General features: G+C 60.5%; 32 protein-coding genes and 2 pseudogenes. 12 read left to right on the top strand and 22 right to left on the bottom strand.

Annotated features, from left to right (window positions below; all coding sequences use genetic code 11):
- The 7 genes and pseudogenes from EN780_RS02445 to EN780_RS02470 form a co-directional block, all read right to left on the bottom strand.
- The gene (locus EN780_RS02445) at positions 1-708 is read right to left on the bottom strand and encodes an ABC transporter ATP-binding protein (protein ID WP_189556340.1); all 708 of its coding nucleotides are present in this window, start codon (positions 706-708) and stop codon (positions 1-3) included.
- A gap of 89 nt (positions 709-797) precedes the next feature.
- Positions 798-1,232 carry a pyridoxamine 5'-phosphate oxidase family protein gene (locus tag EN780_RS02450; RefSeq protein WP_127282018.1) on the bottom strand — a complete coding sequence of 145 codons (435 nt, stop codon included), beginning with the start codon at positions 1,230-1,232 and terminating at the stop codon, positions 798-800.
- Positions 1,233-1,243: 11 nt separating this feature from the next.
- Positions 1,244-1,498, bottom strand: a complete 255-nt coding sequence (locus EN780_RS41500; protein ID WP_348631237.1) for a hypothetical protein — start codon at positions 1,496-1,498, stop codon at positions 1,244-1,246.
- 71 nt (positions 1,499-1,569) lie between these two features.
- A pseudogene (locus tag EN780_RS41505) lies at positions 1,570-1,962 on the bottom strand (phosphoribosyltransferase family protein); the annotation flags it as partial.
- A 3-nt stretch (positions 1,963-1,965) separates the two neighbouring features.
- Positions 1,966-2,394, bottom strand: a complete 429-nt coding sequence (locus EN780_RS02460; protein ID WP_127282020.1) for a DUF2267 domain-containing protein — start codon at positions 2,392-2,394, stop codon at positions 1,966-1,968.
- A gap of 120 nt (positions 2,395-2,514) precedes the next feature.
- A complete protein-coding gene (locus tag EN780_RS02465) occupies positions 2,515-3,291 on the bottom strand; it encodes a hypothetical protein (protein WP_245478242.1) in 777 nt (258 codons plus the stop codon).
- 21 nt (positions 3,292-3,312) lie between these two features.
- Positions 3,313-3,861 carry a Spy/CpxP family protein refolding chaperone gene (locus EN780_RS02470; protein WP_245478241.1) on the bottom strand — a complete coding sequence of 183 codons (549 nt, stop codon included), beginning with the start codon at positions 3,859-3,861 and terminating at the stop codon, positions 3,313-3,315.
- A 143-nt stretch (positions 3,862-4,004) separates the two neighbouring features.
- On the opposite strand from EN780_RS02470, the gene EN780_RS02475 reads away from it, so the two are divergent.
- Entirely contained in the window at positions 4,005-4,232 is a 228-nt protein-coding gene (locus tag EN780_RS02475) for a hypothetical protein (RefSeq protein ID WP_127282021.1), read from the top strand.
- 74 nt (positions 4,233-4,306) lie between these two features.
- Here EN780_RS02475 and EN780_RS02480 read toward each other — a convergent pair whose 3' ends face one another.
- On the bottom strand, positions 4,307-4,846 hold the full coding sequence (locus EN780_RS02480; protein ID WP_127282022.1) for an Hsp20/alpha crystallin family protein: 540 nt from the start codon (positions 4,844-4,846) through the stop codon (positions 4,307-4,309).
- A 359-nt stretch (positions 4,847-5,205) separates the two neighbouring features.
- Between EN780_RS02480 and EN780_RS02485 the strand changes: the two genes are divergently transcribed.
- Positions 5,206-5,544, top strand: a complete 339-nt coding sequence (locus tag EN780_RS02485) for a phasin family protein (protein ID WP_127282050.1) — start codon at positions 5,206-5,208, stop codon at positions 5,542-5,544.
- A 40-nt stretch (positions 5,545-5,584) separates the two neighbouring features.
- Positions 5,585-5,944, top strand: coding sequence for a cytochrome c (locus EN780_RS02490; RefSeq protein WP_127282023.1), 360 nt, complete (start codon positions 5,585-5,587; stop codon positions 5,942-5,944).
- A 172-nt stretch (positions 5,945-6,116) separates the two neighbouring features.
- Here the strand turns inward: EN780_RS02490 and EN780_RS02495 are convergent, their stop codons facing one another.
- Positions 6,117-6,422 (bottom strand): lipoyl domain-containing protein, encoded by a 306-nt coding sequence (locus EN780_RS02495; RefSeq protein ID WP_245478243.1) that lies wholly within the window; start codon positions 6,420-6,422, stop codon positions 6,117-6,119.
- A 175-nt stretch (positions 6,423-6,597) separates the two neighbouring features.
- Between EN780_RS02495 and EN780_RS02500 the strand changes: the two genes are divergently transcribed.
- Together EN780_RS02500 and mgtA are read left to right on the top strand one after the other, a co-directional pair.
- Positions 6,598-7,410, top strand: coding sequence for a universal stress protein (locus EN780_RS02500; protein WP_127310000.1), 813 nt, complete (start codon positions 6,598-6,600; stop codon positions 7,408-7,410).
- Positions 7,404-10,079 (top strand): magnesium-translocating P-type ATPase, encoded by a 2,676-nt coding sequence (gene mgtA, locus EN780_RS02505; protein WP_245499850.1) that lies wholly within the window; start codon positions 7,404-7,406, stop codon positions 10,077-10,079. Before EN780_RS02500 ends, mgtA begins: the two co-directional genes overlap by 7 nt.
- A gap of 69 nt (positions 10,080-10,148) precedes the next feature.
- Here mgtA and EN780_RS02510 read toward each other — a convergent pair whose 3' ends face one another.
- Both EN780_RS02510 and EN780_RS02515 read right to left on the bottom strand, forming a co-directional pair.
- Complete coding sequence (locus tag EN780_RS02510) at positions 10,149-10,616, bottom strand: DUF2231 domain-containing protein (RefSeq protein ID WP_127282026.1); 468 nt, start codon at positions 10,614-10,616, stop codon at positions 10,149-10,151.
- Between the two features lie 116 nt (positions 10,617-10,732).
- Positions 10,733-11,128, bottom strand: a complete 396-nt coding sequence (locus tag EN780_RS02515) for a hypothetical protein (RefSeq protein ID WP_128271883.1) — start codon at positions 11,126-11,128, stop codon at positions 10,733-10,735.
- A gap of 12 nt (positions 11,129-11,140) precedes the next feature.
- Here EN780_RS02515 and EN780_RS02520 point away from each other — a divergent pair, with 12 nt between their 5' ends.
- The 3 genes from EN780_RS02520 to EN780_RS02530 are packed head-to-tail and all read left to right on the top strand — an operon-like array spanning position 11,141 to position 13,472.
- Complete coding sequence (locus EN780_RS02520) at positions 11,141-11,467, top strand: hypothetical protein (protein WP_245499851.1); 327 nt, start codon at positions 11,141-11,143, stop codon at positions 11,465-11,467.
- Positions 11,464-12,129, top strand: a complete 666-nt coding sequence (locus EN780_RS02525; RefSeq protein WP_128271887.1) for a response regulator transcription factor — start codon at positions 11,464-11,466, stop codon at positions 12,127-12,129. The genes EN780_RS02520 and EN780_RS02525 overlap by 4 nt, the downstream gene beginning before the upstream one ends.
- Positions 12,129-13,472: a HAMP domain-containing sensor histidine kinase gene (locus EN780_RS02530; RefSeq protein ID WP_128271889.1), complete on the top strand. Its 1,344-nt coding sequence runs from the start codon at positions 12,129-12,131 to the stop codon at positions 13,470-13,472. Before EN780_RS02525 ends, EN780_RS02530 begins: the two co-directional genes overlap by 1 nt.
- A 7-nt stretch (positions 13,473-13,479) precedes the next feature.
- On the opposite strand, the gene EN780_RS02535 is transcribed toward EN780_RS02530, so the two are convergent.
- From EN780_RS02535 to EN780_RS02545, 3 genes are read right to left on the bottom strand one after another with little or no spacing between them, the layout of a single operon-like run.
- Positions 13,480-14,991, bottom strand: coding sequence for an RnfABCDGE type electron transport complex subunit D (locus EN780_RS02535; protein ID WP_128271891.1), 1,512 nt, complete (start codon positions 14,989-14,991; stop codon positions 13,480-13,482).
- The gene (locus EN780_RS02540) at positions 14,988-15,710 is read right to left on the bottom strand and encodes an FAD:protein FMN transferase (protein ID WP_245499852.1); all 723 of its coding nucleotides are present in this window, start codon (positions 15,708-15,710) and stop codon (positions 14,988-14,990) included. The genes EN780_RS02535 and EN780_RS02540 overlap by 4 nt, the downstream gene beginning before the upstream one ends.
- Positions 15,711-15,735: 25 nt before the next feature.
- On the bottom strand, positions 15,736-16,479 hold the full coding sequence (locus tag EN780_RS02545; RefSeq protein WP_128271895.1) for an FMN-binding protein: 744 nt from the start codon (positions 16,477-16,479) through the stop codon (positions 15,736-15,738).
- A gap of 154 nt (positions 16,480-16,633) precedes the next feature.
- On the opposite strand from EN780_RS02545, the pseudogene EN780_RS02550 reads away from it, so the two are divergent.
- Positions 16,634-16,822 (top strand): annotated as a pseudogene (locus EN780_RS02550) (transposase domain-containing protein); the annotation flags it as partial.
- A 147-nt stretch (positions 16,823-16,969) separates the two neighbouring features.
- On the opposite strand, the gene EN780_RS02555 reads toward EN780_RS02550, so the two are convergent.
- Positions 16,970-17,479, bottom strand: coding sequence for a nucleoside kinase (locus tag EN780_RS02555; protein WP_128271897.1), 510 nt, complete (start codon positions 17,477-17,479; stop codon positions 16,970-16,972).
- Positions 17,480-17,784: 305 nt separating this feature from the next.
- Entirely contained in the window at positions 17,785-19,203 is a 1,419-nt protein-coding gene (locus EN780_RS02560; protein WP_245499853.1) for a LuxR C-terminal-related transcriptional regulator, read from the bottom strand.
- A 267-nt stretch (positions 19,204-19,470) separates the two neighbouring features.
- Here EN780_RS02560 and EN780_RS02565 point away from each other — a divergent pair, with 267 nt between their 5' ends.
- Positions 19,471-19,734, top strand: a complete 264-nt coding sequence (locus EN780_RS02565; RefSeq protein WP_245478071.1) for a hypothetical protein — start codon at positions 19,471-19,473, stop codon at positions 19,732-19,734.
- On the opposite strand, the gene fixJ is transcribed toward EN780_RS02565, so the two are convergent.
- Both fixJ and EN780_RS02575 read right to left on the bottom strand, forming a co-directional pair.
- On the bottom strand, positions 19,731-20,345 hold the full coding sequence (gene fixJ, locus EN780_RS02570; protein WP_127284842.1) for a response regulator FixJ: 615 nt from the start codon (positions 20,343-20,345) through the stop codon (positions 19,731-19,733). The two genes, EN780_RS02565 and fixJ, sit on opposite strands and share 4 nt — an antisense overlap.
- Positions 20,335-21,888 (bottom strand): PAS domain S-box protein, encoded by a 1,554-nt coding sequence (locus EN780_RS02575; protein WP_128271900.1) that lies wholly within the window; start codon positions 21,886-21,888, stop codon positions 20,335-20,337. The genes fixJ and EN780_RS02575 overlap by 11 nt, the downstream gene beginning before the upstream one ends.
- Before the next feature lie 187 nt (positions 21,889-22,075).
- Here EN780_RS02575 and EN780_RS02580 point away from each other — a divergent pair, with 187 nt between their 5' ends.
- Positions 22,076-22,885: a universal stress protein gene (locus EN780_RS02580; protein ID WP_127308701.1), complete on the top strand. Its 810-nt coding sequence runs from the start codon at positions 22,076-22,078 to the stop codon at positions 22,883-22,885.
- Positions 22,886-22,985: 100 nt separating this feature from the next.
- A complete protein-coding gene (locus tag EN780_RS02585; protein WP_127284839.1) occupies positions 22,986-23,255 on the top strand; it encodes a DUF6455 family protein in 270 nt (89 codons plus the stop codon).
- 105 nt (positions 23,256-23,360) lie between these two features.
- Here EN780_RS02585 and EN780_RS38625 read toward each other — a convergent pair whose 3' ends face one another.
- The 4 genes from EN780_RS38625 to EN780_RS02605 form a co-directional block, all read right to left on the bottom strand.
- Positions 23,361-23,957, bottom strand: coding sequence for a hypothetical protein (locus EN780_RS38625; protein WP_189556342.1), 597 nt, complete (start codon positions 23,955-23,957; stop codon positions 23,361-23,363).
- Between the two features lie 51 nt (positions 23,958-24,008).
- Positions 24,009-24,707 carry a CBS domain-containing protein gene (locus EN780_RS02595; RefSeq protein ID WP_127284844.1) on the bottom strand — a complete coding sequence of 233 codons (699 nt, stop codon included), beginning with the start codon at positions 24,705-24,707 and terminating at the stop codon, positions 24,009-24,011.
- A 65-nt stretch (positions 24,708-24,772) separates the two neighbouring features.
- Positions 24,773-24,946 (bottom strand): cbb3-type cytochrome oxidase assembly protein CcoS, encoded by a 174-nt coding sequence (ccoS, locus tag EN780_RS02600; RefSeq protein WP_127284837.1) that lies wholly within the window; start codon positions 24,944-24,946, stop codon positions 24,773-24,775.
- Positions 24,943-25,941: HAD-IC family P-type ATPase (locus tag EN780_RS02605; protein ID WP_128271902.1), on the bottom strand; the 999-nt coding region annotated here is incomplete at its 5' end. The genes EN780_RS02605 and ccoS, both read right to left, overlap by 4 nt.

Consider the following 25,941-nt stretch of genomic DNA (forward strand, 5'->3'; position numbering starts at 1 on the left):
CTACCAACTCACTTCGGCGGGCCGTGCCCGCTGGTCGTTGATGGCGACATCGGCAATGCGACCGTCCCTGAAAGTGAAGACGCGATGCGCGATCTGCCGGATACCGGCATTGTGGGTGATGATGGCCATCGTCGTCTTCATCTCCTCGTTGATCCGCGACAGCGCCTCCAGGACCAGAACGCCCGTCTTCGAATCCAGGGCGCCGGTGGGCTCGTCGCACAGCATCACTTCCGGCCGCTTGGCGATTGCCCGGGCAATCGCCACCCTTTGCTGCTCGCCGCCGGAGAGCTGGGCGGGGAAATGCGTCAGGCGGTCCTTGAGCCCGACCATCTCCAGCGCCTCCTCGGGTTCCATCGGATTGGACGAAATCTCTGTGACCAGCGCGACGTTTTCCCAAGCGGTCAGGCTCGGGATCAGATTGTAGAACTGGAACACGAAGCCGACGTGAGCGCGCCGGAAGCGGGTGAACTGCCTCTCTGAGAAGGTGGTCAGATCCTGGTCGCGAAAGTGCACCTCGCCTGCGGTCGCGCGATCAAGCCCGCCCATAATGTTGAGCAGAGTCGACTTTCCGCTGCCCGATGGCCCAAGCAGGACGGCGATCTCTCCCTCGTACAGATCCAGATCGACGCCACGCAGGGCGAACACCTCGATCTCGCCGGCGTGGTAAACCTTGGTCACCCCATGGGCAGAAAAAATCGGAGTTTGCATGCCTTGCGGTCCTGTGGAACGCATCGACTGTTGTGGCATTCGCGGCCGGGCACCTTGACGCTCATCAAACAGTGCCTTCTCGGGGCGGCTTACTCGCTCGCCGCCCGGCCTGACACCTGCTCGATGAGGATCCGGAAGAAAACGTGCGGCGCACTGTCGGAGGCGGGAGGAATGACCGGTTTGAGCGCACCCGGTTCCCACCAATCGGGGTGCTTGCTCAACACCGACCATGCATGATCGCGCGGGAGCTGATCACGTAGTTCTTCATAACGGCCGTCGACAATTACGCTTCTCCATCCTCGCCCTTGGCCGTGTTCGTCCACCTGGACCGACACAAGCGGGTTGGTTCGCATCCAGTCAATCTTCTTGCCGGGCATGGAAAATGCATAGAGATGATTGTCCGCATGGGCGTAGTAGAACGGTACGACGTAGGGCTGTCCGTCTTTTGCGCAAGCCAGATGGCCGACACGATTGGCCGTGAGCAATTTCGTGCATTCCAAGGTAGAGAGTGTGCGGACCAGCATGGACCGACCTCCTACTTTTCTGCGACTGTTTCGCGCCGCTGTTTCTTTGTCGCGATGATCTGTTTTTGCTTCCCGCGCTGCCTGGCACTTTGCGACCGGGCCGCTTTGTCCATCGCGGAGACGACGTCTCCGTCGGACAGTTGCCGGAAGCCGAGATAGTGTTGACTGAGAGCATGAAAATGCGCCGGTTGACTGAGGCAAACAATCCAATCCGCTTCGCAGGCAAGCTCAGCCAAGGTGTCCGGGGGCGCCACGGGAACGGCCACGACGACCTCTCGAGGCGAGCGTCTTTTGAGGCACGGATCGCGACCTTCATCGTCGTGCCGGTCGCGACGCCGTCGTCGACGATGATTGCGGTCTTTCCAGCGATCGACAACGGCGGATGTTTTCCGCGATAGGCAAGCCGCCGGCGCTCCATCTCGGGCCGCTCTCTGGCGATCAAAGTGCGAAGTTGGTCATCGTCTAGCGAGTAGGCTTCGACGATGTCTCGATTGAGCACGACATCCGGAGGATTGCCATCGACGATCGCCGCAACAGCCAGTTCGGGGTTCCCCGGCGCTCCCACCTTGCGCACGATAATCAGGTCAAGTGGGGCCCTGAGGGCCTTGGCCACTTCTGCGGCGACAGGAACGCCGCCCCGCGGCAATGCCAGCACGACAGGCTGATGCAGCCGGAGCTTCTCCAGTTCGATGCCGAGCTTTTGTCCGGCTTCCTGACGGTCGCGAAACATCGGTCAACCTTCCGGCCACAGATGACGGAGCGACGTCTTCATCGAATTGCGAACCTGCACGATCTCGCCATGCGAAATGTGACGGTCGAGGAGCTTGAAGACCGCTTTGATCGCCGTATCGATATCGACGCCCGGTTCGTAGCCAAAGCTGTCCCTGACGCTGATGACGAAGTCGCGCTTCTTTCGTTCCGACACGGGTGCGTCCGACGGCTTCCAGCCTTCGAAATAGACACCCCTGATAAGCGTTGGCAGCTGAGCGGAAAGGTCGGCCATTTCCTCCGGCGACAGCCAGTTCCGCAACGTGTGAAGGACGGATTTCAGAAACCGGTATGCGTTCCGTTCATTCCAGCCCAAGTCCCGGGCGAGCTCGCTCACCCATTGCTGCGCCTGCTCGGCCGAGTGGGTAAGACTTGCAGTCGAAGTGTGGATCATCAGGGAACTCCTTCATCTCCATACGGGCATGTTAATGCATAAGAAGACTCTCGCATTGAGCCGCATCAAGTTGCCGGCGAAAAGCTGAGTATGTTCCCCTTTTATAATGGGATGATCTTCCTACTCTTGGTCTGCCGTCCTTCCTTGACGTTGGCGGGTGAAGGGTTGACCTGCCTGATCCGATGTCATGCTGACCCCGTTGCCACCTCCCTCCCGTTGCGCGCTCATCTTTGTCGATATCGATGATCGAACCTGCCGAGACTGCATCGCCAGGCCATCCATGCAGCGAATGAAGTTGTCCGCAATGGTCTCGGACGGAGCAGGCAGGATCTTGTAGGTCCTCATTTCGGCACCCGGTTCCGAGCGGGAGAAACTCAACTCATAGTTTCCGGCAAGCACGGCGTTGAGGAAGGGAGCGGCAAACTCGGCGTTCTGCGTCGTCGCCATTATCGTACCGTCATCATAGGTTTCGTAGTTCAACTGGCCCAGCGAACTGAAGGTCGCGGAATTGAAGTTCGCGTTCGCAATCTGCGCGAGGTCGGCTCGTTCGACTGCCACAATGTCGGCCACACCCATGAGAAAGCCGGCCAGCACCGCCCCGTCGGCCTTGGTGTATCCGCCAAGCGTTATGAACTTGACGAGTTCGCGCGATGGCGGGCTGCTGACATCGAGGATGATCTCGCAAACCCTGGCCTCTTCGGTCTCTTCGGTCCTGTTGCCGTAGACAACTTCCGTTGGAAAGATCGTCGAGCCAGATGCATGGGTCATGCCGGGCGCAGCCAGTGCCGCCAGAAAGCCCAGAAGTCGAAACACGACGAGGTTGCGCCAGATTCCTGCGCAGATTGCCCGCATCGGCGGCTCGCACGATGGATATCCCACTCCGCTCTCTATGGCCATGTCTCCTTCAGCGAATGGAGACTATCTGAACATCATTCCATGCCCGAAGCCGCCCGACAGCCCCATGCCCATCATCGGCAGGACGATCTCGTCGGCTGCCTTCTTCTGCTGGTCGCTCAGCGTCGCGTACAGTTTCTCAACCGCCGCCCTGATCGATTTCACCTGTTCGAGGCGTGCTTCGAGATGGGTTTGCTGGTAGGCGAGCCGCTCGGGCAACGGCTTCTTCAGGAAGTCACCGTCATGAAATTCCTGCATCATACCGCGCATCAACTCGTTGTGTGCCTCGGCCGTGCTACGGATGACGCCGGCAAGCTCATCCCAGGCCGGCGCCTGTTCGTCCGTGATTTTCAGTTCCGTCTTGAGGAAAGCAACTCGTCCGTCAATGCGATCGAGCATCTCGTCTGAGTCAAAGCCGCCCATCGGGCCGCCCATGCCCCATTGGCCCATCATCATTCGACTCATGCCCCAGCGGGGCCACCAGCCGGAATCATCGTCGGCACCGGCCATTGCAGGCGCCACTGAGGCGGCCAGCATGAGTCCCGCTGCCAGAATACTGGGCAAAGTGCGCATCAGAGCCTCCTTCAGGCGAGCTACTCCATTTGCCCACAAGCCATATGATTGGGGATGCCGGCATTGATCTCGGTCAAAAAGAGCTAGGCCCGGAGCGCTCTCGAGAGTAAAATATGCCAAGTTTCCATGCGTTGAGGCATGTCATGGACCGCTATATCGCGCGCGCCAATATTGCGCATTTCGCGGATCTTCTTCGATATGAGGTGGACGCCGAGCGACGCCGCGTGATCGAGGACTTGCTGGCGCAGGAGCGCCAGAAGTTGGAGATTGCTGAAGCAAAAGCGCGCAAGCAGACCCATGCCGCCAATCCGGCCGAAGGCAGTGAACTTCCGGTTCGAATGGACGAGCAGAGACGGCGACGCCCTGCTTGAGCGGCGCCGGTGTCGATTGCTATGCCCATCGCCTCAAACGCCGGCTGGGCGTTGAGCGGTGACCGAACTTCATATCAAGCGGCCTTGACTGTGATCTTCTTCTCGGCCTTCTGGGCTTCCGCGGTCTTGGGCAGCTTCACCGTCAGCACGCCCTTGGCGAAGGTCGCATCGATCTTGTCGGCGTCGACGCCTTCAGGCAGCTGGAACGACCGCTGGAAGGAACCATAGCGACGCTCGGAGAGATAGTAGTCGTTGTCCTTCTCTTCCTTTTCCTCCTTCTTCTCGCCTTTGAGCGTCAGTATGCGATTGGCGAGCTTGATCTCGACGTTCTTCTCGTCGATGCCGGGCAATTCGACTGTGATCTCATACTCCTTGTCCTTCTCGACGAGATCCATCGCCGGCGCGACCAGCCAGTCCGCATTGCGCAGCGCCGGCAGTTCGCGACCAAAGAGGGAGCGTGTCGAAGGCAGGCGAAAGTCGAACGGATGAAAATCGTCGAAGAGCCGGTCGATTTCACGCCGCAGGCTTTCGAACGGACCAGTCCAGTTGCCGGCTGGGGCCGGCGCAGTGCTCTTTTCTGTTTTGACAGGCAGTTTGGTGGCAGCTTCGGCCATGGGTCTTCTCCTTGCGAGCGAGTTGATCGGCAGGTACCGCCGCCTCGACCCGTCCACCCCTCCAGGGAAGGGGCGCCAGAGCCCGAGGTCGGCGGACCGCTCGCCAGGAACCCTTGCCGAGTTGGTTCATCGCTTCGCGAATCCGCGCTTTCGGCGCGATCCTCCGCGCCCGCTTCGCCAAAGCCGGTAAACCTGACGAGGGCTGCATCAAAGCACCTTGCTGACGGAGCCGTATTGATCTGGGTCAAGGGTTCCGCGCCTGGGTACTGCGGCAAGGTGATACATTGATCTCGATCAACGACGTTCCGTCGGCTCGGGTTAGCTTTCTTGAAATACCCATGACGAACGGAATGGACCCAATGACGATGACCAATGGCCAGAAGTTCCTCTTTGCCGCGGCCGACCTTCAGGCGACTGCTCTCAAGGCCGTCATAAGTTATCAGATCGAAACGCTTTCCTTCCTCAAACGCCGCTGCGAGCAAAACGTCAAACTGATCGATGATCTCTTCGCTGGTGGCGAGTTCGTGGACGTTTTCGATGTCACCAGCAATTTTCTGCAGAACGCGACCTCAGCTTATGCGACCGAGGCCGGCAACTTCGCCCGTGTTGGGTCGCGGCTCACCTCGGACATGGCCAGACGCGTGCGCAGGCAAGCCGAGAGCGCCATCGAAGACATCGCGGCGAGCACGGCAGCGTGATCGGCTATCGAGGAAGTACAGCTATGGACAAAACCACCGGATGGGTATTGCGATGAACCCGCCACGGCTGAGCCGGCTTTCAGCATCTGCTCTCCATGTGGTGACCCTTGCTGCGGCACTTGGCCCGTCCGGCGGTTGCGCAAGCGCCGACCCGGTATCGCACGGGAAGGCATTGGTCGAAGCCAATTGCGCGCGCTGCCACGCCATCGGAAGAACGGACAAAAGCAGCCACCCCGACGCGCCTGCATTTCGCGTCTTGTCGCAGCGCTATCCGATTGTCGATCTCGAGGAGGCGCTGGCCGAGGGCATTTCAACGGGCCATCCCGACATGCCAGAGTGGGTTGCCAGCCCCGATCAAATCGACGCCATCCTTGCTTACATCGAAAGCCTCCAACGGTAATGACCGCTGCGGCCATGACGATCTTGAGCCGATCTGCGGCTAGCCTCCTCCTAGGAGGACGCAACCGGTCGGCGGCGCGGCCAGGCGACGGGGTGTTGGGTCTGCAGTGGCTACGCTCTTGAGACTATGGTTGAGGGGCGCGCGCAATTGTCGGCGTGAGGCGTCGCCCGCCTCACGCAGATCGGGACTCCAGCGTTGCCAGGATCGAGCCGGGTTCGATGACGGCATTCGCCGCGGCGACAATCGTCGCGCGGCCGGCTGCAGGCGAGACAATCTCGTGCAGCGCATCCTCGACTCGAATTTCTGCTATCCGATCGCCAGCCCTTACCGCGTCACCGCTGGCAATGAACCAACGCTCCAAGATACCCTCGGGCAACATGCTGGATGCCCATAACGCCTCATCGGCTTTGATATATTCCATCGCAATTCTCCTTCGCGACTGCACGATATTCCCTTCACCAAGGTTGGCCTTGATCATGATCAAAGGACAGATCGAGCGCGAGTGATCGCGTCGGGTGGCCCACCTTGCAGAGGTTCTTGCCGTCGCCCGGGGGGTAATCGAAAGGCGTTGCGTTTTGACCCGCGTCAAGGCGACGGAGGCTGGCGGATGCACTTCATCGAACGTCGACATCTTCACCGAAGGGCGCCCCGCAATGTCTTACAAGTCGATCATCGTTAACCTCGCTGTGGATGCATCTCCTGCACCCATTGTGAAACTGGGCGTCGAACTGGCCGAGCGTTTTGGAGCGCACCTTATCGGCCTGGCGGCTGCAGATGTTCCGCCGCTCGTCGCCACCGGCAGCGGCATGGTCTACGAAGGCGAGATCTTGCAGGTCCAGCGAACCGAGATCGAGAAGCGGCTTGCGGAGCTGCGTGCCGAATTCGAGAAGCTGGTTCCGGCATCGGTGAGCAGCGAATGGGGGCAGGCAGTCAGCAGTCCAACCCGCTTCCTGAGCGTTTCCGCCCGAGCCGCCGACCTCATCGTTACCGGTGGTGGGGATGGAGAAGATGTCTTCCGTGCCGTGGATGTCGGGAGCCTTGCGCTGGGAACAGGCCGACCAGTCCTCGTCACCGCAAGCAATGTCGAACATGTCATGGCACAGACCGTGCTGGTCGCCTGGAAGGACACCAGGGAGGCGCGACGGGCGATAGCCGATGCATTGCCTTTCCTGGCCGTGGCCAACGAGGTCATTGTCGCCACCATCGATACAGACCGCAGCGAGAGCGCCCGATACAGCCTCGCCGATGTCGCGGCTTATCTCGAAAACCATGGCATCATGCCGCAAACCGAACTGCTGGCTGGCGAGGCGGAGGGCGACCGGCTGGTTGCGTTTGCGCGTTCAATCCATGCCGACCTGATCGTCTCCGGCGCCTACGGCCACAGCCGCCTGCGGGAATGGGCCTTTGGCGGTGTCACCCGCTCGCTGATCGAAGACAGCAGCATCAACCGCTTCATGTCATGCTGATGGTTTCTGGTATCGTGCCCGGCGAAGTCGGCCAACAACCCGTCCCCGCACCGACGGGAATTGTTGACGACGACGCCTTTTGGTCAATGGAGATCAATGATCTTCTGCGACGCCTCAAGACGTCGGTCTCTGGGCTTGGCACCTCCGAGGCCGTATCAAGGCTGTCGAAATTCGGCACAAACACACCAGCATCGCAGTCAGGCACCTCGATACTAACAGTGTTCGTCCGCCAGTTCCGTAGTCCGCTTGTCCTGATCCTCATTTTCGCGGCCGCCGTGTCGGCCTTGGTCGGTCAGAGCCAGGAGGCTGCGATTATCGGCGCGATTGTGCTGGCTAGCTGTGTCCTGAGTTTTACCCAGGAATACGGCGCGTCACGTGCGGCAGAGGCGCTCAAAGGGCGCATTTCGCGCAAGGTCGCAATCCTGCGTGACGGCGTCGAGCGCTCGATCGGAGCCGAAAAGGTTGTGCCCGGCGATGTGATCCGTCTCTCGGCGGGAAACCTTGTTCCCGCTGATGGCATCATTCTGGATGCGCGCGATTTCAATGTCAGCGAGGCAGTCCTGACCGGCGAGACCTTTCCAGTTGTAAAAGCGCCGGGCCGGTCGGCGCCGGGCGCTTCCGTCGCACAGCGCGCCAACGCCGTCTTCGCAGGGACGTCGGTCCGCAGTGGCACCGCGACTGTGCTTGCGGTGGCAACCGGCCAGCGCACCGAGTTCGCGTCAATCGCAGCGGCCCTCGAACGACGTGTCCCGGAGACGGACTTTGCCCGCGGGATCAGGCTTTTTGGCTATCTGATGACGGAGATCATGCTGGCGATTGTCATCCTGGTGTTCTTCGCCAATCTTCTTCTCCATCGGCCGCTGATTGAATCGCTGTTGTTTTCGCTGGCGCTGGCGGTCGGCCTTACGCCAGAACTCCTTCCGGCGATTATCAGCGTGACGCTGGCTCGGGGTGCCCACGCCATGGCGGCCAATGGCGTCATCGTTCGCCGTCTCGATGCCATCGAGAATTTGGGCAGCATGGACCTGCTCTGCACCGACAAGACCGGAACGCTGACGGAAGGGATCATTCAGCTCGATGGATGGCTCGATCCCGATGGCAACTCATCGGCGGATGTCCTGCTCTGGGCGCGTCTCAACGCGACCATGCAGACCGGATTGAAGAACCCGCTTGACGAAGCGATAGCCGGCACGCAAGGCGGGGACGCAAGGTTGACCGCCTTTGCGAAGGTCGATGAGATTCCCTACGACTTCATCCGTAAGCGCCTTTCCGTTGTCGTGCGGACCAAGGACGCCGAAGACCTCCTGATCACAAAAGGCGCAGTGCAGAATGTCCTGAACGCCTGTGGGTTTGTTCGAACCGCAAAAGGGTCACAACCCTTGGACGACACGCTTCGCGCCGCAATCGATGAGAAGTTCCGACGATGGAGCGCGGACGGCTATCGTGTCCTGGGAGTGGCAATCCGCCACATCAAAAGCCAGGGCGCCGGATCTAGGAAGGAGGAGACCGATCTGACGTTCGCTGGCTTCCTGCTCTTCCTCGATCCGCCGAAGGACGGCGTCATGGAGACGCTGGCGGCACTCGCTCACCGTGGCATTACCGTGAAGGTCATTTCGGGTGACAACCGTTACGTCACCGCGCACCTTGCTGACGCACTCGGCCTGCGGGCTGACAGGATCATGACCGGTGAAGACCTGTCGAAACTGACAAAGAGCGGACTTTTCGCAGGCGTCCAGCAGACCGATCTCTTCGTGGAGATTGACCCTAACCAGAAAGAGCGCATCGTTCAGGCTTTGCGCAGCTGTGGCCATGTTGTCGGCTATCTAGGCGACGGCATCAACGATGCGCCCGCGCTGCACGAGGCGGACATCGGCATCTCCGTCGACAGGGCTGTTGATGTCGCCCGCGAGGCCGCCGACATCGTCCTCCTCAAACAGGATCTGGACGTGCTCGTGCGCGGGATTGACGACGGCCGCAAGACGTTCGCCAACACGATGAAGTACATCTCCATCACGACCAGTGCCAATTTCGGCAACATGATCAGCATGGCCGTCGCGTCGCTGTTCCTGCCTTTCCTGCCGCTCCTGGCGGCACAGATCCTGCTCAACAATTTCCTGTCCGACATTCCTTCGCTGGCCATCGCCACCGACAATGTCGACCGGGACCAGCTGCGCCGGCCGCGCCGTTGGGACATCAGCTTCGTCAGGCGATTCATGGTCGGCTTTGGCCTGGTCAGCTCGCTGTTCGACCTTGCAACCTTCGCTTTCCTGCTGCTTCTTGCGAATGCGACGGCGGCTACGTTCCAGACAGGATGGTTCGTCGAGTCGCTGCTGACAGAACTCGCCATCGTGCTCATCGTGCGCACGCACAAGGCGTTTTGGATGAGCCGCCCCAGCCCGCTGCTTGCCTGGCTTACGCTTGCTGTCGCGCTTGTCGCGATCGCGATGCCCTACGTTCCCGTCGCCGCAAACTTCGGCTTTGTGCCTCTGCCTCTGCCTGTGCTTGTCGGGCTCATCGCCATCACCGGGGTCTATCTATTGGCCTCGGAGATGACGAAGCGCTGGTTCTTCGAACATGAAAACAGACACCAGCATCGAACAAGGGCGGGGCGCGCCTTCGGCGGGACCATACCCCATTCAACCAGCATTCAATCAGAGCCGCATGGCTGAGGTCGGAAGCATGGTGGGAATGCAGGCACTTCGCCTATCGACAATTGTCGCCAGGCTTGGAGACAGGCCTCAGCCGCCTGTGGCGGCTCTGGCCACATTCACACCCAGATCATAGACAAGCAGGCCGCCGTAGTAGGCGGTGACGGTTACAAGTGCCGCGCCTGCAACTTCGATTACCGGAACGGCGATCGCCAGTGATCCCAACTCGCGATTGCGGACCCACAATGCGAATCTGACGACCCCCCAGGTCAGAAGGGCAAATGCCGTGATTCCGCCAAGGCTTTCGTGCGTCTCCGCTATGGCGCTGCTGAAGCCGGCAGCTTCGGCATGGTCAAGCGCCAGTCCGCCGTAGAACCAGGTTCCTGTGGCGAAGACTCCTGCTGCGAGCGCAACGAATGTGGAAATCGTGCCCACGCCCGAGCGTCTCGTCACGGCATTGCTGCTCGCAAGTGCCACGAGGTCGAGGACCACGAGCGTGTAGATGAGCACAATTGGAAAATGCACGAGGATGGGGTGGATATGTTGGATTGCGATCATCAGAAAAACTCTCCGGAGACGGGCTTGCAAATTGGCGAAGCGAAGGGGACTCGGCGTTGGAGACGAGCTGCGGGGCCTGGCGTCAATGATGCCCAGGCAAGATTAGGTCGGTGATTTCAGTCGTCTTCTCCCAGGCCGTCGTCGTCATCGGTGCTGTTCAAAGCGGCCTTGTCTGAGGTGAGACCGTCGCCGCATTCGTCGTCATCGCCCACGCCCCTGATGGCCTTGGGGCCGGTAGCATCCTGCATGGGGATAGCGTCGAGATTGATCGGTCCGGGCTGCGCGGCGGAAGACGATGCGCTGCATGAGCCTTCGTCCGATCCAGCAGCCGCCGGCGCGGCAAAGATGGTCAGGGTCCCAAGTGCTAGGAGCAAAAACAAGGAATTGCGCATGGTTTCGACGTCCTTCTCGGCGCTGCCATGATTGGCGGCCATCATGCCTTGATAGAGAACTCTTGCTTGCAGGCAGCTGAGGATGGTTGACAGCGGATTGAAAGCTTCGACGTGCGACAAGCCGAGTTCATGATGGCCAGCTTGAAGCGCCTCGCTATCTTGGGCCTGACCGTGTTTGTCCTGGTCCAGCCGGTCGGCACGCTCGCCGACGAGGACGACGATGGCGACCACGACCGGGCGCGCGACCTTTATGAGCAGGGCGAAATAAAGGGCCTTGCCGATATTCTCGACATCGTACGCACGCAGGCCCCGGGTGACGTCGTCGCGGTCAATCTCGTGCGTAGAGCCAACAAGTGGATCTACCGGTTCCAGGTCGTCGGCGCCGATGGCCGGCGAACGATCGTCGATGTGGACGCCGGTGCCGGTGTCATCTTGCACGACGGGGAGGAAGACAGATGAAGATCCTCCTGGCTGAGGACGAGGCCCGCATAGCTGCCGATGTCGCGACTGCTCTCAGGGCATCCGGAATGGCTGTCGATGTGGTGCAGGACGGCGAAACTGCCTGGTTCGCTGGCGATGTGGAGAACTATGACGCTGCCGTTCTGGATATCGGTCTCCCCAAGCTCGATGGTCTTACTGTCCTGAAGCGCTGGCGGGCCAACGGGCGCCGGTTTCCGGTTCTCATTCTGACTGCAAGGGGGATGTGGACGGAGCGTGTCGAGGGCATTAATTCCGGCGCTGACGACTATCTTCCGAAGCCCTTTGAAATGGAAGAACTGCTTGCCCGGTTGCGGGCAATCCTGCGTCGCTCGGCTGGGCAGGCGGCACCCGTGTTGAAGTCCGGGCCGTTGCTTCTTGACACCCGCCAGATGCGCATCACTCTCCGTGGGATACCCGTTTCCCTTTCGCCGCTGGAATACCGGCTCCTGGCGTTTCTGATGCATCACGCCGGGAGGGTGGTGGCGCCGACCGAACTTGCCGAACATTTGTACGATTCAGGTAACGACCGCGATCCGAACACGATCGAGGTCATTGTAGCGCGGTTGCGGCGGAAGCTCGGCAGCGATGTCATCGAAACACGACGCGGGTTCGGGTATCTGATGCCCGATGATCCCGCCTGATGGGAAACTCGATCCGCTTCCGGCTGTGGTTGGCGGCAACCATCTCGATTCTTGTCGCACTCGCGATCGCCGGCGCCGGCTTGCGCTATCTGTTCGAACTTCACGTCGAGCGGCGCGTGGTGGGCGAACTAACGGTCGACCTCAACGAACTCATCGGCGCAACAACTTTCGCCAGCGATGGTCGCCTTGTTGTGACCCCGGTGCTGACCGACCCGCGGTTTGCCAATCCACTCTCCGGCTACTACTGGCAGGTGGAGGACATCGCCACCGGCAGTTTTGAGCGTTCGCGATCATTATGGGACGCCAAGCTGCTCCTCCCTGCCCGGAGCGCAAGTGGTGGGCTGCGAACCGTCGAGGAGTTCACGGGCCCGGGCGGAGAACTCAGTATTGCGGTCGAGCGTACGATCATCGATGCTGGAGGCCATTCCTTTCGTGCAATCGTGGCGGAAGATCATCGAACCGTTGAGTTGTCTGTAAGCGAATATGTTCGCGATCTCGCTCCGGCTCTCTTGATGCTCGCTGCAGTCCTAATGGCCGCGTTTTTCATCCAGATCACCATCGGCCTTGCTCCGCTGGAGACCTTGCGGGTCGCCGTCAGAAACGTGATCGCGCAGCGAATGGCACGGCTCGATGTGGTGGCACCAAGCGAGGTGCAGCCGCTCGCGGACGAAATCAATCGTCTTCTCGATGCCCAGGAAAAGGCGCTTTCGCGAGCGCGCTCGCGTGCCACGGATTTGGCGCACGGCCTCAAGACGCCACTGCAAGTCCTGTCGGCCGACATCCGAGCGTTGCGCAAGAAAGGCGAGGCGGATCTGGCTGACGAGATCGAGAAGAGCGCAGGAGCGATCCGGCGCCATGTCGAGCGGGAGCTCGCGCGCGCGCGCCTCGCGCCCGGCGTCTCCGGCAAGGCATCCTGCCTTGTGTCTGACGTCGTGGCTGGCGTCGTTGCAGTCGTCAAACGGACACCAAGCGGCAAGCAGCTTTCATTCAAGATGGACGTTGCGGAAGATCTAACGGCGCCAATCGACGAAGGCGACCTGTCGGAAATCCTCGGTAATCTGGTCGAGAACGCGGCACGCTATGCAAAGTCCTCAGTCCGTGTCGATGCATCGGAGGCAGCTGGAGAGGTGATTGTCACCGTCGCGGATGATGGCCAGGGTATTGCGGATACCGATCGGGAGTCCGCCTTGTCGCGTGGCGTCCAGCTCGACAGCAGGGGCGGCAGCAACGGCCTTGGCTTGGCCATCGTTTCCGACATCGTCGAAGCCTACGGCGGACGCCTTGCCATGGCTAACGCCGATCCGGGTCTGGCTGTGACCATTTCCTTGCCGCGACACGGTTGAGCATGCTTCAGGCAAAGCCCGGGAAATAGTCGACCTTTATCTTCGAGCGGCGAACGCCCATCGCCAGCAGTTTCTGACGCAGCGCCTTGACCATCGCTTGCGGGCCGGAAATGTAGAAAGTGCGCTCGAGGTAGTCGGGTATTGCCAGACGTATCAGGCGCTCGTCGATGTAGCCGGGATACTGCCCGCGCTCGCCACCGCGCGCCACAGCGTGGACCGTCATTATACCAAGTTCCTGCCTGGCCGCGCCAAGCACGTCGCGATATGCGATGTCCTGCTGTCCCTCGGTTCCGTAGAGCATGACGATCGGTCGCCGCTCCTTGCGGTCGAGGAGATATTGCAACATGGAGCGAAAAGGCGTGATGCCGATGCCCCCGGCCAGGAAAGCGATCTTGGTCTCACGTCGGGCGGGCAGCGTGAAGTTGCCGGCCAGTTGCGCGGCGTGGATCGTGCTGCCTGGCTTCATGGTCATCAGTCCGCGCTTGAAGGCGCTTGATTGCGGATAGAATTTTACGCCGAGCCGGACCGTTTCCTCCGTCGGCGCCGAGGCCACCGTGAAATAACGGCGGTTGCCGCGATTGTCGGCACGATCGAGGCCAAGCGTCCATTCAAGATATTGGCCAGCCTCAAAGGCGAGCTTGCGCGGCGACCGGAAGACGAAGTCAAAGCTATCGACGGCCGATTGCTCTATGCGTTCGAGCGTCAGCACGAAGCGGCCCTTGGGGCCTGCCGCATAGGCAAACAGGTTGCCGGCGAGCAGCGCCAGTTCGGGTGTGAAATAGAGCGGGCCGATATGGATGTTGGGAGCAAACAGAAAGCCGACGATGGCGGCAAAGGCGATACGCGGCCGCCGCATCGTCGGCGCGGTCAGTGGCTCTGTCAGCATGACGAAGGCGAAGAACAGCAGCGTTGATGAACCCAGCGTCTGGCTGAGTGCGCTACCGTATTGCGACGGCTCGGTCGTTGCCAACACCGTCGCCAGCGCCACGACAATGAAAGTCGAGACAAGATCGAGCCGGCGCAGTTTCCGGACAATGAGCATGCCGCCGAGGAGCACGAGCGGAAGCAACGCCAGATTGCCGCCAACCCACCAAGTGGCTGGTTGGTCGAGCAGCAGCGCGGACAGCGCCACGCCCAATGCAGCCGGATTGAGAGGATGCTTCCGCCCGATGGCGAGAATGAATTTGGATGAAATCGCCCAGACGGACGCGAACACCACCGCCGCGATTCCCTTGATGTCCGTGGCGGCTACCGGATCGAGAATGAGCGCAAGGATGAGCGCGGTGATGTAAACGGACTCGTTGTTGGCCGGGACCGCAAAGACGTGCGCAAAAACCTTGTTGGTGAGCCAGCAGGCGGCCAGCGTCAAAGCCGTCGTGAAGGCGAGCGCAATCGGATCATTTGGCACGAGCTTGGCGAAGCCGAGCACGAGCGCCGCGCTGACGAGCGCCATCAGATAGTAGAGGACCAGCCGGTACATGGTCAGATGATCAAGAAATCGGTCGATGGTTTTGATCATGGCAGGCAAAGGGCTACGAACCCCGTTGTCGGTGTGGCGCGGTCATTGGTGTCTATGACATAGCCCTCCAGGCCAGGCGTCCGCTCGATGAAGAGAATGCCGTCCCGGCCCATGGCGAAGGCAGCAGTGGCGAAACGATCGGCTTCGAGCACATCGGCGCCGATGACGGTGAGGCTGACGATGTCCTGGATCGGACTGTCAATTGCATGCGGGTTATAGATGTGTTGTCCCCGGACATAGGTTCCGGAGGTCGCCAGTCCGCGACCACGGGGATAGACGATTTTTACGATCTCTTGGGCGTTGAAGGGGTTGCGGATGCCGACGCTCCAGTCATGGCCCGAGGCATTCTTGCCGCTGGACTGGACGTCGCCTCCCGCCTCGATGAAGAAATCTCTGATGCCGGCTCTCTGAACGATGGCTGCCGCGTTGCGGATTGCCCAGCCCTTGACAATGCCAGATGGATCGAGCGACCCGTCGGGCTTGCGAATATCGAAGTATCCGTCGGTCTCGTCTTTCGTCTGCTGCGCGAGAGCAAACACTTCGGTCATCTCGCCGCTCCACTCTACGACGGGCACGTCGCCGCGGTTGATGGCCGTGATTTCGCTATCGGCCCGATATGTGCTGAAGCGCCGGTCGATATGCTCGAAATAGCCGAAGACCGTCTCGATCAGCTCACCGCTCGACGCGCCGCCGATGTCGACCGTAATGGGCATTCCCATCAAAACACACGTTTCACGCATGGACCTAGGACGACGCCTTCATCAGCGCGCCGCGCAGCGACTGGATGAAGGCCCTGCTGGTCAGCGTCGCGCCTGAAATAATGTCGACATTCGCGCTTTGGGCGCTGATCGCTTCGTCGCGTAGCATAGGCAGCGCTTGCCTGTTGATGTTGATGGAGGTGCGGCGGTCGGATGGGTATTTCAGCACCTTCAGCGCCGTAAGCTGCCCACCCTGTACCAGGGTTTGAATCTGGATGATGCCGTAATAGGCATCGGCGGGCGGGCCAGTGTAGACGCCGTCGGCATAGCCGTGTGAGGCGACCTCCATACCCACCGGGGCAAAGCGTGCAGGCGCGTCCGGATATGCCGGCCTTGGCTGCGGGACTGGTATGTAGACGGCTGGAGTCACCGCGAATGAAGGGGATGATGACGCAGGATCGGTCACAGCCGGCGCTACTGGCTGCTCCGGTGGCGCCGGCGAGGGTTGTGGCGCTACTGTAACCGCTGTCTGCTTGATTGGATCATGTGACCGCTTGGCGGCTACTGCTATTCCCGCCGTCGTTTCCCTTGCAATCGGGAACCTTGTTCTGAACTGGGGTGAGGGTGCCGGCAACGTCCGGAACACCGGCGCCGTTGCGGCGGCCGCCACTGTTGCGTCTGCCGGCAGCGCTGAACCAAGCACATCGTCAGCTGGCCGCTTGTCGGCCTGATCCAAGACATAGGAGCCGGAGGCGGCGATCACCAAAAGTGACAGGGCAATCTGTTTCATCGGAATTGTGCTTCCACATTGAGCCTTGCAGAGGCGACCCATCTGGTACGCTTCGGATGCAATATCCCACGACCAAGCTGACAACTGGCTGTCAGCCGCGGGCGGGCTGCGAGGCGCCGTGAAAGCTCAACGGAACGGCAAATTGACTTGTCCCGACGGCGGCGCCGAGCACTGGGCCGTCGCCGCTTCGCTGATCGAGACCTGCAAGCTGAACGACTTCGAGCCGCTCGGCTACCCCGCCGACGTGCTCGCCAGGATCGTCAACGGCCACCCAAACAGCCAGATCGACGAGCTTCTGCCCTGGGCCTACATCGCCGCTCCCGGGCTTAAGGCCGTGGCCTGAGAACACCGCTTAGTGTCGGGCTTGCCGATACGCAGGCTGCGGTCGGGTACAAAGTCTCAGCGCCGCTGGTGAGCCGTTCAGGCGACTAGCGTCCTCCCGTAATATTTTCGAATGCTTCCCCATCCTATTCGCGATGCGTTCAGGGCTTCAGGCGAGTTGAGCGAGGATATTGTCGACGACGCTTGGGACCGTACCCGCCGTGTCGATATCGATGCCGACGGGAAGATATTCCCGGGTATGATGGTTGCGCAGTACCAGCCGCCGCTCGGCCGGATCGAAACCTGGCTCATTCGGTCGCCCATCTAATCGTCGGTTCAAAGTCTCAACGTCTACGTCGAGCACAAAGACCTTGTCGAATAAGTCCAGGAATTTATGGAAATTGCGCGATCCGCCGCAGAAGAAGGTGGCAGGATGGGTCGTGTCGGCAGCAATGGCCCGGACCTTGTCGACGGGCCAAATCCAGTGCGCATATGCCCAAACGATGCGATCCTCGCCTTCGGGTGGCCCTGGCAATGCCTTGCCTGTTTCAGGGTCGCCGACATAGGCCAGGACCCGGTCGCCGTGGACGACATGATAACCCCGCCGCTCCAGTTCGGTAGCGACAGACGTTTTTCCAGTGCCGGAACCGCCTTCGATCAGATAATTCTTGAGTCCCATAGGCCCGCTTATCATGTCGTTCAATCCGGCGAGAAGAAGCTCTCGCTCAACCGACCGCTTCAGCTAATCAGGGCAGCAATCGGTCTGCGGATCAATGGCGAGTGTAACGTAGGAGCGGAACATCGGTTACGGTGGAAGTGAGGGCACTTCTGATCGTTAGCTCGCGCCCAGCGCCGCCCCCGATTGACGACCATTCAAAAACTAACTCGGTCGCAACGGCAGCTTTGCATCCATGAGCGGTCATTCGCCGCTTGTGCTAAGGCTGCTGGCTCAGGAAAGCTGCCGGCCTCAGAAACGGAAAGAAGTTACGATAGACCCGCACGCCGGGAGCCCTCTCTGATTGCGGCAATGGCCACTGGATTGGTGACCGGGTACGTGTTGATGAACAGTTCGGGAGTGAAGCTCGGGAACTCGTCCTTCAGTCGCGCAGCTATCTTGGTGGCCCGCAGGGTTTCACCAAGCATCGCATGAGCCATTGCAAAGAACAGAAGCGTGGCGGGCGAGTCGGACGGGGACCGACGCAGCCCAACCAACGATTCCCGGTACAGGCCAAGGACAAAGCAGCAGCGCCCCAACATTCCAAAGTACCACGGAACATTAGGATTTAGCCGGATCGCTCGCTTGGCCAATTCGTAGCCATGCTTGGCGTCGCTCCCAACAAGAGCCAAGCTTCCTGCAAGCAAGGCAAGTGTGTCAGCGTTGTTTGGGGACGACGCCAAGACTCGCTCATGTTCTTCGACAGCAGCGTCGATATCGCCCTGCAAAGCCCGAAGATCAGCGAGCATTATTCGTGCGTAAATATCGGCCGGATCGAGGGCCAGCGCTTTCTTGACACATGCGCTCCAGCTCTCAATAGAGACAGAAACATCATCGGAAAACCCGTTGCAAGCATCCACAGCATGCGCAAGAGCCAGCGCGGTCCAGGCTCTTGCAAGACCCGGATCAAGCTCGACTGCACGCGTCAGTAGCCGTATCCCTTCCTTGTTCGAATCTCGGGTGAAAAGGTGCTTCTGCTCAAGGCCAAGCAGGTAGCAATCATAGGCTTGCAAACTTGTTGGTGGCCTCCGACGCACTGCATCGCGTCGCAGGTTGGCGAGTTGACCGTGGCAAGTAGCAACGACATTGATGACGTTTTCGGTCACGCTGTCCAGCATCGCAAACAGGTTTTCTGCGGACCGATCATAACGCGCTGTCCAAACATCAACCCCTGTGCGGGAGTCGACGAGTTGCACCCAGATGCGTACCCGCTGGCCCTCCGCTTGCACGGTTCCTTCCATCACATAGTCGGCACTCAACTCTCGTCCGATGGATCGAACATCCTCGCGCCGCTCCTTGTATGAGAGCATTGTCTGGCGGGCTATCACGCCCAAGTCGTGGTAACGGGCGAGATCAACGATGATGTCCGCCGACAACCCTTCCGCGATACGCGTCCAGCGTTCTTCTCCACCGAGGTTGTCAAACGGGAGAACTGCGACGACAGGCGGCCCACACAGGTCTGTCGAACGGCGTTCGAATGGTAACTGGTCGAGTTCTTGGAGGCGGCGATCCGCAAGCAATGCAGCGAGCGCCACTTTGCTGCGAACGTCGAGTTTCCGATAGATCGCCGACAGATGGGTCCGAACCGTGGCCGGCGCTATGAAGAACATCTCGCCGATTTCACGATATGTCATCCCCTCAGCGAACTTTGTCGCTATCATCCGCTCCCGGTTCGACAGAACGGTCAAGGGATTGTCTACGACTCTAAGCATCGCCCTCAACCTCGAACCGCTGTCGGCGAGAAGCCAGATTTAGCGAGGGCAGAAAGTACTACAAATGCGGGCCGAAAACACCGCATTTGTGTGATTCCGTCTGGCGGCCCTGGCCCAAGCCTATGTCGACCGGCGCACTCTCTCCGCGGTTAGCATGGTGATCTAGTCGGGACAGGAGGCGTGTCAAATCGGCGGCCCGGCCTGCCGGGCGTCGGGGGCAGACCTTCGAATGCTTTGAAAAAAATGATTCAAGTCAAAGCGCGGGCCGACATTTCCCTCAATGGTGGCGGGATGTGGAATCCGATCGCAAGCGCTCCGTTTGGTCGAAATCTCGAACTGGCCGTTATCGACGAGGACGGCCTGCACGCGCTCGTATTCCCCTGCAGGAAGGTGCAGGAAGGCTGGCGGGATGCCGTCACCGGCGTGCGCGTCGACATCCGCCCAACACACTGGCGTGACTGGGAAGCAGAAAATAGGCAGGCGGGTTCGCTTCCCGCCCCGGCCTAGTGCTTGGAATCGGCGATCAACGCCATGCGTACCAGATGCGACAGGCTGCCGGCGCCCATTTTGCTCATGACGTTTGCGCGATGGATCTCGACGGTGCGCGGACTGATGCCGAGGTCGTAAGCTATCGACTTATTAGGCAGTCCCGACACCAGTCCGTCGAGCACCTGTCGCTCACGCTCCGACAGGGTCGATAGGCAATTTCGGATCTCGGCGGCTTGCGGGTGCGTTGCGACCGCCAGATTGCGGTTGTCCAGCGCTGATCGAATCGCATCGATGAGCACCTGATCGTCGAACGGCTTCTCGATGAAGTCGGCGGCTCCCTCCTTCATCGCCTGAACGGCGAGCGCAACATCCGCATGACCCGTCATCACGATTACCGGGACGGTATGTCCGCGTGTCCGCAGCTGCCGCAGGAACTCTATCCCGTCGATCCCGGGCATACGCACGTCGGTGACGATGCAGCCATCGATAGTCTTCGGCGCAGTCGCGAGAAAGGCGGTCGCGGACTCATGCAGGCGCACGGCAAAATCAGCTGTCGCGAGCAGGAAGCCAAGCGACTTGCGAACATCGACATCATCGTCAACCACATGCACGACATCACTACCGGCCATTGGCGACCTCTTCCTTCTCCACGACGCGCAAGGTGAACCGGAAAGCGGTTCCTCCGCCTGGCATTGGCTCGGCCCAGATATGACCGCCATGCGATTCAACAATAGTGCGACAAATCGACAGGCCGACACCCATGCCCTGTTTCTTGGTGGTGACAAAGGGCTGGAAGAGCTGGGTCGAAACCTCGGGCGCCAAGCCCGGGCCGGTGTCTACCACGCTCACTTCCGCCATTCCGTCGCTACGTGCGGTCGTAGCCACCCGCAACTCACGGCGCGGTGCCCCCTGCATGGCCTCGACGGCATTGCGCATGAGGTTGAGCAGAACCTGCTGGATCTGGATGCGATCGGTGAGCACGAGCTCGGCTGCCGGGTCAAGATGATAGCTGACGCGGACATCGGCCTCCCTGGCGCCGACCAGGGCTAGCGACGCGGCCTCTTCGATCAGCTTCGGCAGCCGTTCGACCTGTCGTTCGCTTTCACCTCTTGAAACGAAATCGCGAAGGTGCCGGATGACATCTCCCGCCCGCAAGGCCTGTTCCGCCGCCTTCTCGACGGCGTCCCTCAACATTGGCGCGTTCTCTTCCGTGCTTTTCTCAAGCAGCCTGCGACTGCCCTTCAGATAGTTGGTAATGGCCGTCAACGGCTGGTTGATCTCATGCGCAAGCGTGGAGGCCATTTCGCCAAGCGCGGTAAACCGCGCCATGTGAAGCAGCTCCTGTTGCTGCTCCTGTATTCTGGCTTCTGCCCGATGGCGTTCGGTCAGGTCGCGGCAGAAGCCGGTGAAGAAGCGTCCGGTTCCCGGATGCATCTCGCCGACGGAAAGTTCCATGGGAAAGGTCGAACCATCCTTGCGCATTCCGGTGACCGTGCGACCAAGCCCGATGATCCGGCGCTCTCCGGTTGTCAGATAGCGGTGCAGATAGGCGTCATGCTCGTCGCGATAGGGTGCCGGCATCAGCAGGCTGACATTCTGGCCTATGACTTCGCTCGATGCATAGCCGAACAACGTCTCTGCGGCTGTGCTGAAGGATTGGATGCGGCCTTGCTCATCGATGACGACCATTGCATCCGGCACCGTTGCCAAGATCGAACGCAGATGGTCCTCACGCAGCCGAAGTGCGGCATTCGCAAAGGACAGCTCGCTAACATCCGTGCCTTCGACGAAGATCGCAGTGACGCGGCCATTGTCATCCTTGATCGGCTGGTAGACGAAATCGAGGATGCGCTCTTCTGCGGGCTCATCGGGCCTGTTGCGAAGGACGACCTTTTCCCCCTGGCCTCTATGTGGCTCGCCGGTCTTGTACACCTCGTCAAGCCGTTCGAAAAACGCTTGACCTTCGAGCTCGGGAAGCGCCTCGCGCACCGGCTTGCCAATCACCTGCCTGTTGTCGATCAGACGTTGGTAGGCGGTGTTGGTCAGTTCGAAGACATGATCCGGCTCACGCACGAGGGCCATGAAGCCGGGAGCCTGCTCGAACATCTGTGACAGAACGGATTTCAGCTTCGTCCCGCCGACCGGCAAAATAGGCGCTTCGTCTTGGCTCACCTGAAGTCCTTGGATTCGGCCACTCTTGCAAGAAGGGCTAATTATCACTCCTGGCCGCTTGCGCCAAACCTATCGAGGCAAACGTCTCAGAACGAAAACGGCGGCGCTTTTGACTCGCATCAAGGCATCGGGCGCCGGCGAATGCAATCGTTCAGGCACCCGACGACTTCTGAAAAAGGTGCCTTGCATGGCCTATAAGTCAATCATTGCAAATCTTGCGATAGATGCACCGCCCGCGCCCTTGGTGAAACTGGGGGTCGAACTGGCCGAGCGCTTCGGAGCGCACCTTGTTGGCCTAGCGGCCGCCGATGTTCCGCCCCTCGTCGCCACCGGTAACGGTCTGGTCTACGAGGGCGAGGTCATGCAGATCCAGCGAACCGAGATCGAAAAACGGCTTGCCGAGCTTAGGGCCGAGTTCGAGAGGTTGGTACCGGCATCGGTGAGCAGTGAATGGGGGCAGGCGGTGTGCAGTCCCACACGGTTCCTCAGCGAGTCCTCCCGCGCGGCCGACCTTATAGTCACCGGCGGAGGTGGCGAAAATGTCTATCGCGCCGTCGATATCGGGAGCCTGGCGCTCGGCGCAGGCCGGCCCATCCTCATTGCCGCGAGCAATGCCGAACATGTCATGGCAAAGACCGTGTTGGTCGCCTGGAAGGACACCAGGGAGGCGCGACGGGCGATTGCCGATGCGTTGCCGTTCCTCGCCGGCGCCAACAGAGTGGTTATCGTCACTATGGATACCGACCGTCATGAAAGCATCCGCGACAGTCTCGCCGATATCGCCGCCTATCTCGAACATCACGGCATCATGGCACGGACTGAACTGATACCCGATGAGGCTGACGGTCACCGGTTGCTTGCATTCGCGCACTCGATCCAGGCCGACCTGATCGTCTCCGGCGCCTACGGCCACAGCCGCCTGCGGGAATGGGCCTTCGGCGGCGTCACTCGCTCGCTGATCGAGAGCAACGGCATCCATCGCTTCATGTCGTATTGACCGCCGGCCGGAATCATCCGAGCCGGAGTTGCCTGTTGACCAAGATCAAGGCGGCGGCCCCCAGCATTGACGATCATGGCTGAGAACAGGAGTGATCCCAATGACTTTTCTCGACTACCTGATTTCAGTAGACGCCAGGACCGCCTTGATGGGACGCATGATGCAGAAGCTCGGCGTCGACAGACAGTTGAAGGTCATCGCGGACCATGCCGCCGTTACCAACCGGGCGGTAGACCGCTGCCGCTCCTGCGGTCACCAGGATGAATGTTCGACCTGGCTTGACCAACACCTGCAAGCCGACGACCCACCAGATTACTGCCGCAACCGCGACCTCATTGCACGGCTGCAGCATGCGGCCGGCCAGCGATAGTTGCTTTCAGCAGCGGCCGACCGCATGTAGCGTCCCATCGCTTGCGCGTAGCGGAGAGGTCTGCGAATGCCGTTGGACTTCCGGGGTTTGACAAGTGCCACCGTGTCAAACCGAGTTTGCAGGTGATGGATTTGCCTCCACGGGACAGGCAGTTTTGAGCAGGCTGTTTTTCCTGGAAGCATTTCTGCTCTTCGTCGCGCCCGGGCCAACCAATGCTCTTCTGATGGCCGGCGCGGCCAAGCGGCAGAAGGCGATTGCACTCTTGGTCGCACAGGCCTGCGGATAGGGGATCGCAGCAGCCTGCTGGTTTGCGCTGCGCCTGCCGTCCGACGCGTTCAGGTACTCAAGCTGGGTGCAGCCGTATGGCTCGCAATACTTGGCGTGCGTCTGATAGGCATCGACCGGATCGACGCATCCGAAGACGGGGATGGCCTTTCTGTTCTGGTAACGACTGCCCTCAACCCGAAAGCCTTCATATATTGTCTGGCAACCGTGCCGGTAGACGCGAGGCCATATGACTTGGGCTTGTTCTGGATTGTGCTCTTGGTGACCACAGCCGCCTCCGGCTCGATGTGGATCTTGCTCGGTAGGCGGCTCAGCGGAGGCGAAGAAATGGCAGACAGGATCGCGGGCGCGGCGCTTGTTGTATTTGCCTTGACGCTGCTGCGGCCTCTGTTGGCAATAGCCGCGACCTAGGTTCAACGCGGATATTAATTCGAATTTTGGGTCATGCAGAATTTCTGCCGTGCTGAACTAAGAGACAAGCACCACCGACAGCGGCCCCGCGCAGAAAAGGTTATCCGTCACCGCACTTACGCCGCCGACATTTTCAGCGGCGACAATGGCTGCCTGCCGTTCGCGTTCGTCGAAGATGGCACCGCTCAGTATCACTACCCCTTTGTCCACCGTCACGTCGATCATGTCCTTGCCGGCCAATTTCTGCTTCGCAAGCTCGGCAATAATCTTCTGACGGATCTGATCGTCGTCCGTGGCTGTAGGGGCCGGTCCGGGCAAGGCATTCAGCAATGCCCGCAGAAGATCGGAGCGGGTGACAATGCCGACAACGTTGCCATCGTCGACGACGGGAATACGTTTGACGTGATGGCGCATCATGAGTTCGACGATCTCGGGCAGCGATACGCTGGGGGATACCGTAACGACATCCGTCGTCATTACCTCCTCGATACGCCGTCCGTTGGCTTGAACATATTCGTCGGCGGCTCTTCCGGGGCTCACGAGAAACTCCAGCCAACGCGAGCGCCTGCGTTGCGTGCCGAGCTCTCCGCGGCGCAGGAAGTCTCCTTCGCTGACAATGCCCACCAGCGCGCCGTCGCTGCCAATGACCGGAAGGCCGCTGATCTTCCTGGAGAGCATCAACCCTACCGCATCGGAGATCGACGCCGTAGGTCCTATCCCGATGACCGGTGCGGTCATAATGGCGTCGGCCTGCATGTCTGCCTCCCGTGATATCGATCGGTCATTGTCGAGATCTTGCGCGGCAGATGCCTTGATCTCAATCATTTCCGGCTTCGACGGATGTCATTTTGCTTGTCGTCGCGGTCGATGAGTATCCGTGCCGCGGCTCCATCAAGATCCTCGTACTGACCGCTTCTCAAGGCCCACAGGAAGCCAGTCAGTCCAAGCGCACCGAGGAACAGCGCTACCGGGATGAGGTAGATGAGCGTCGTCATGAGAGTTGAACCAGCATGCCGGGGCGCGCGCGCCGATCTTGCGGAGCGAATTCAGCCGATGAACTTCTCGCGGAACCTTGCAGCCGCAGGGCGTTTCCGATCACGATCAGCGACGAGGCGGACATCGCGACCGCCGCAAGCAGCGGCGTCACATGCCCCGATATGGCGATCGGCACCGCAAACGCGTTGTAGACGATCGCGATGGCGATGTTCTGGCGAATGAGCCGACCTGCCTTCCTCGAGACATCCAGGGCGAGAGGCACTGCCAAAAGGCTTTCGCGCAGGAAGACGAAGTCGGCGGCATTGCGACCGACGTCTGCCGCGGTCGCGGGGGCCATCGAGACATGTGCCGCACCAAGCGCCGGGGTATCGTTGAGCCCATCGCCCACCATCAGAACCTTGTGGCCCTGCCTCGACAGCGCCTCGATCCGCTCGACCTTGCCGGACGGAAGCAGCGCCGGAACGAAGCTGTCGATACCCAGCGCCTTGGCGACTTGGCCGCAGGCATTGGTGGTATCGCCGGACAGCATCTCGACGGCCACGCCGCTAGCCTGCAACGCTCGAAGCGCGACCTTGGCATCGGCGCGCGCAGCATCCTCGAACGCGAACGCGGCGACGATCGCCCCGTTCTTCGAGAGCACCGTTCCGCCAAAGCCGCCAGATTTGCCTTCGCCGCCGGTTCGAGCCTTCCATCCAGCCCATCCGCGCCGGCCGAGACGCCAGGTATTCCCCTCGGTGACGGCCTCGATGCCGAAGCCTGGGTGCTCGCTGACAGACTCGAGCCTGGTTTGACCAGAAAAACCCGCGAAAACGGCTATGGCCTTCGAGAACGGATGGCGCGAATGCGCGGCCATGTCGGCTGCGATCGCCAGCATGGTCGGGTCGATTGACGACGCGTTGACCAGCCTCGGCTGTCCGAGTGTGAGCGTCCCGGTCTTGTCGAACACCGCCGTGTCGATCGCGGCCAGCCGTTCCATGGCCGAACCGTCCTTGAC

It is taken from the genome of Mesorhizobium sp. M4B.F.Ca.ET.089.01.1.1, from assembly GCF_004022605.1.
Lineage (GTDB): Bacteria > Pseudomonadota > Alphaproteobacteria > Rhizobiales > Rhizobiaceae > Mesorhizobium > Mesorhizobium abyssinicae.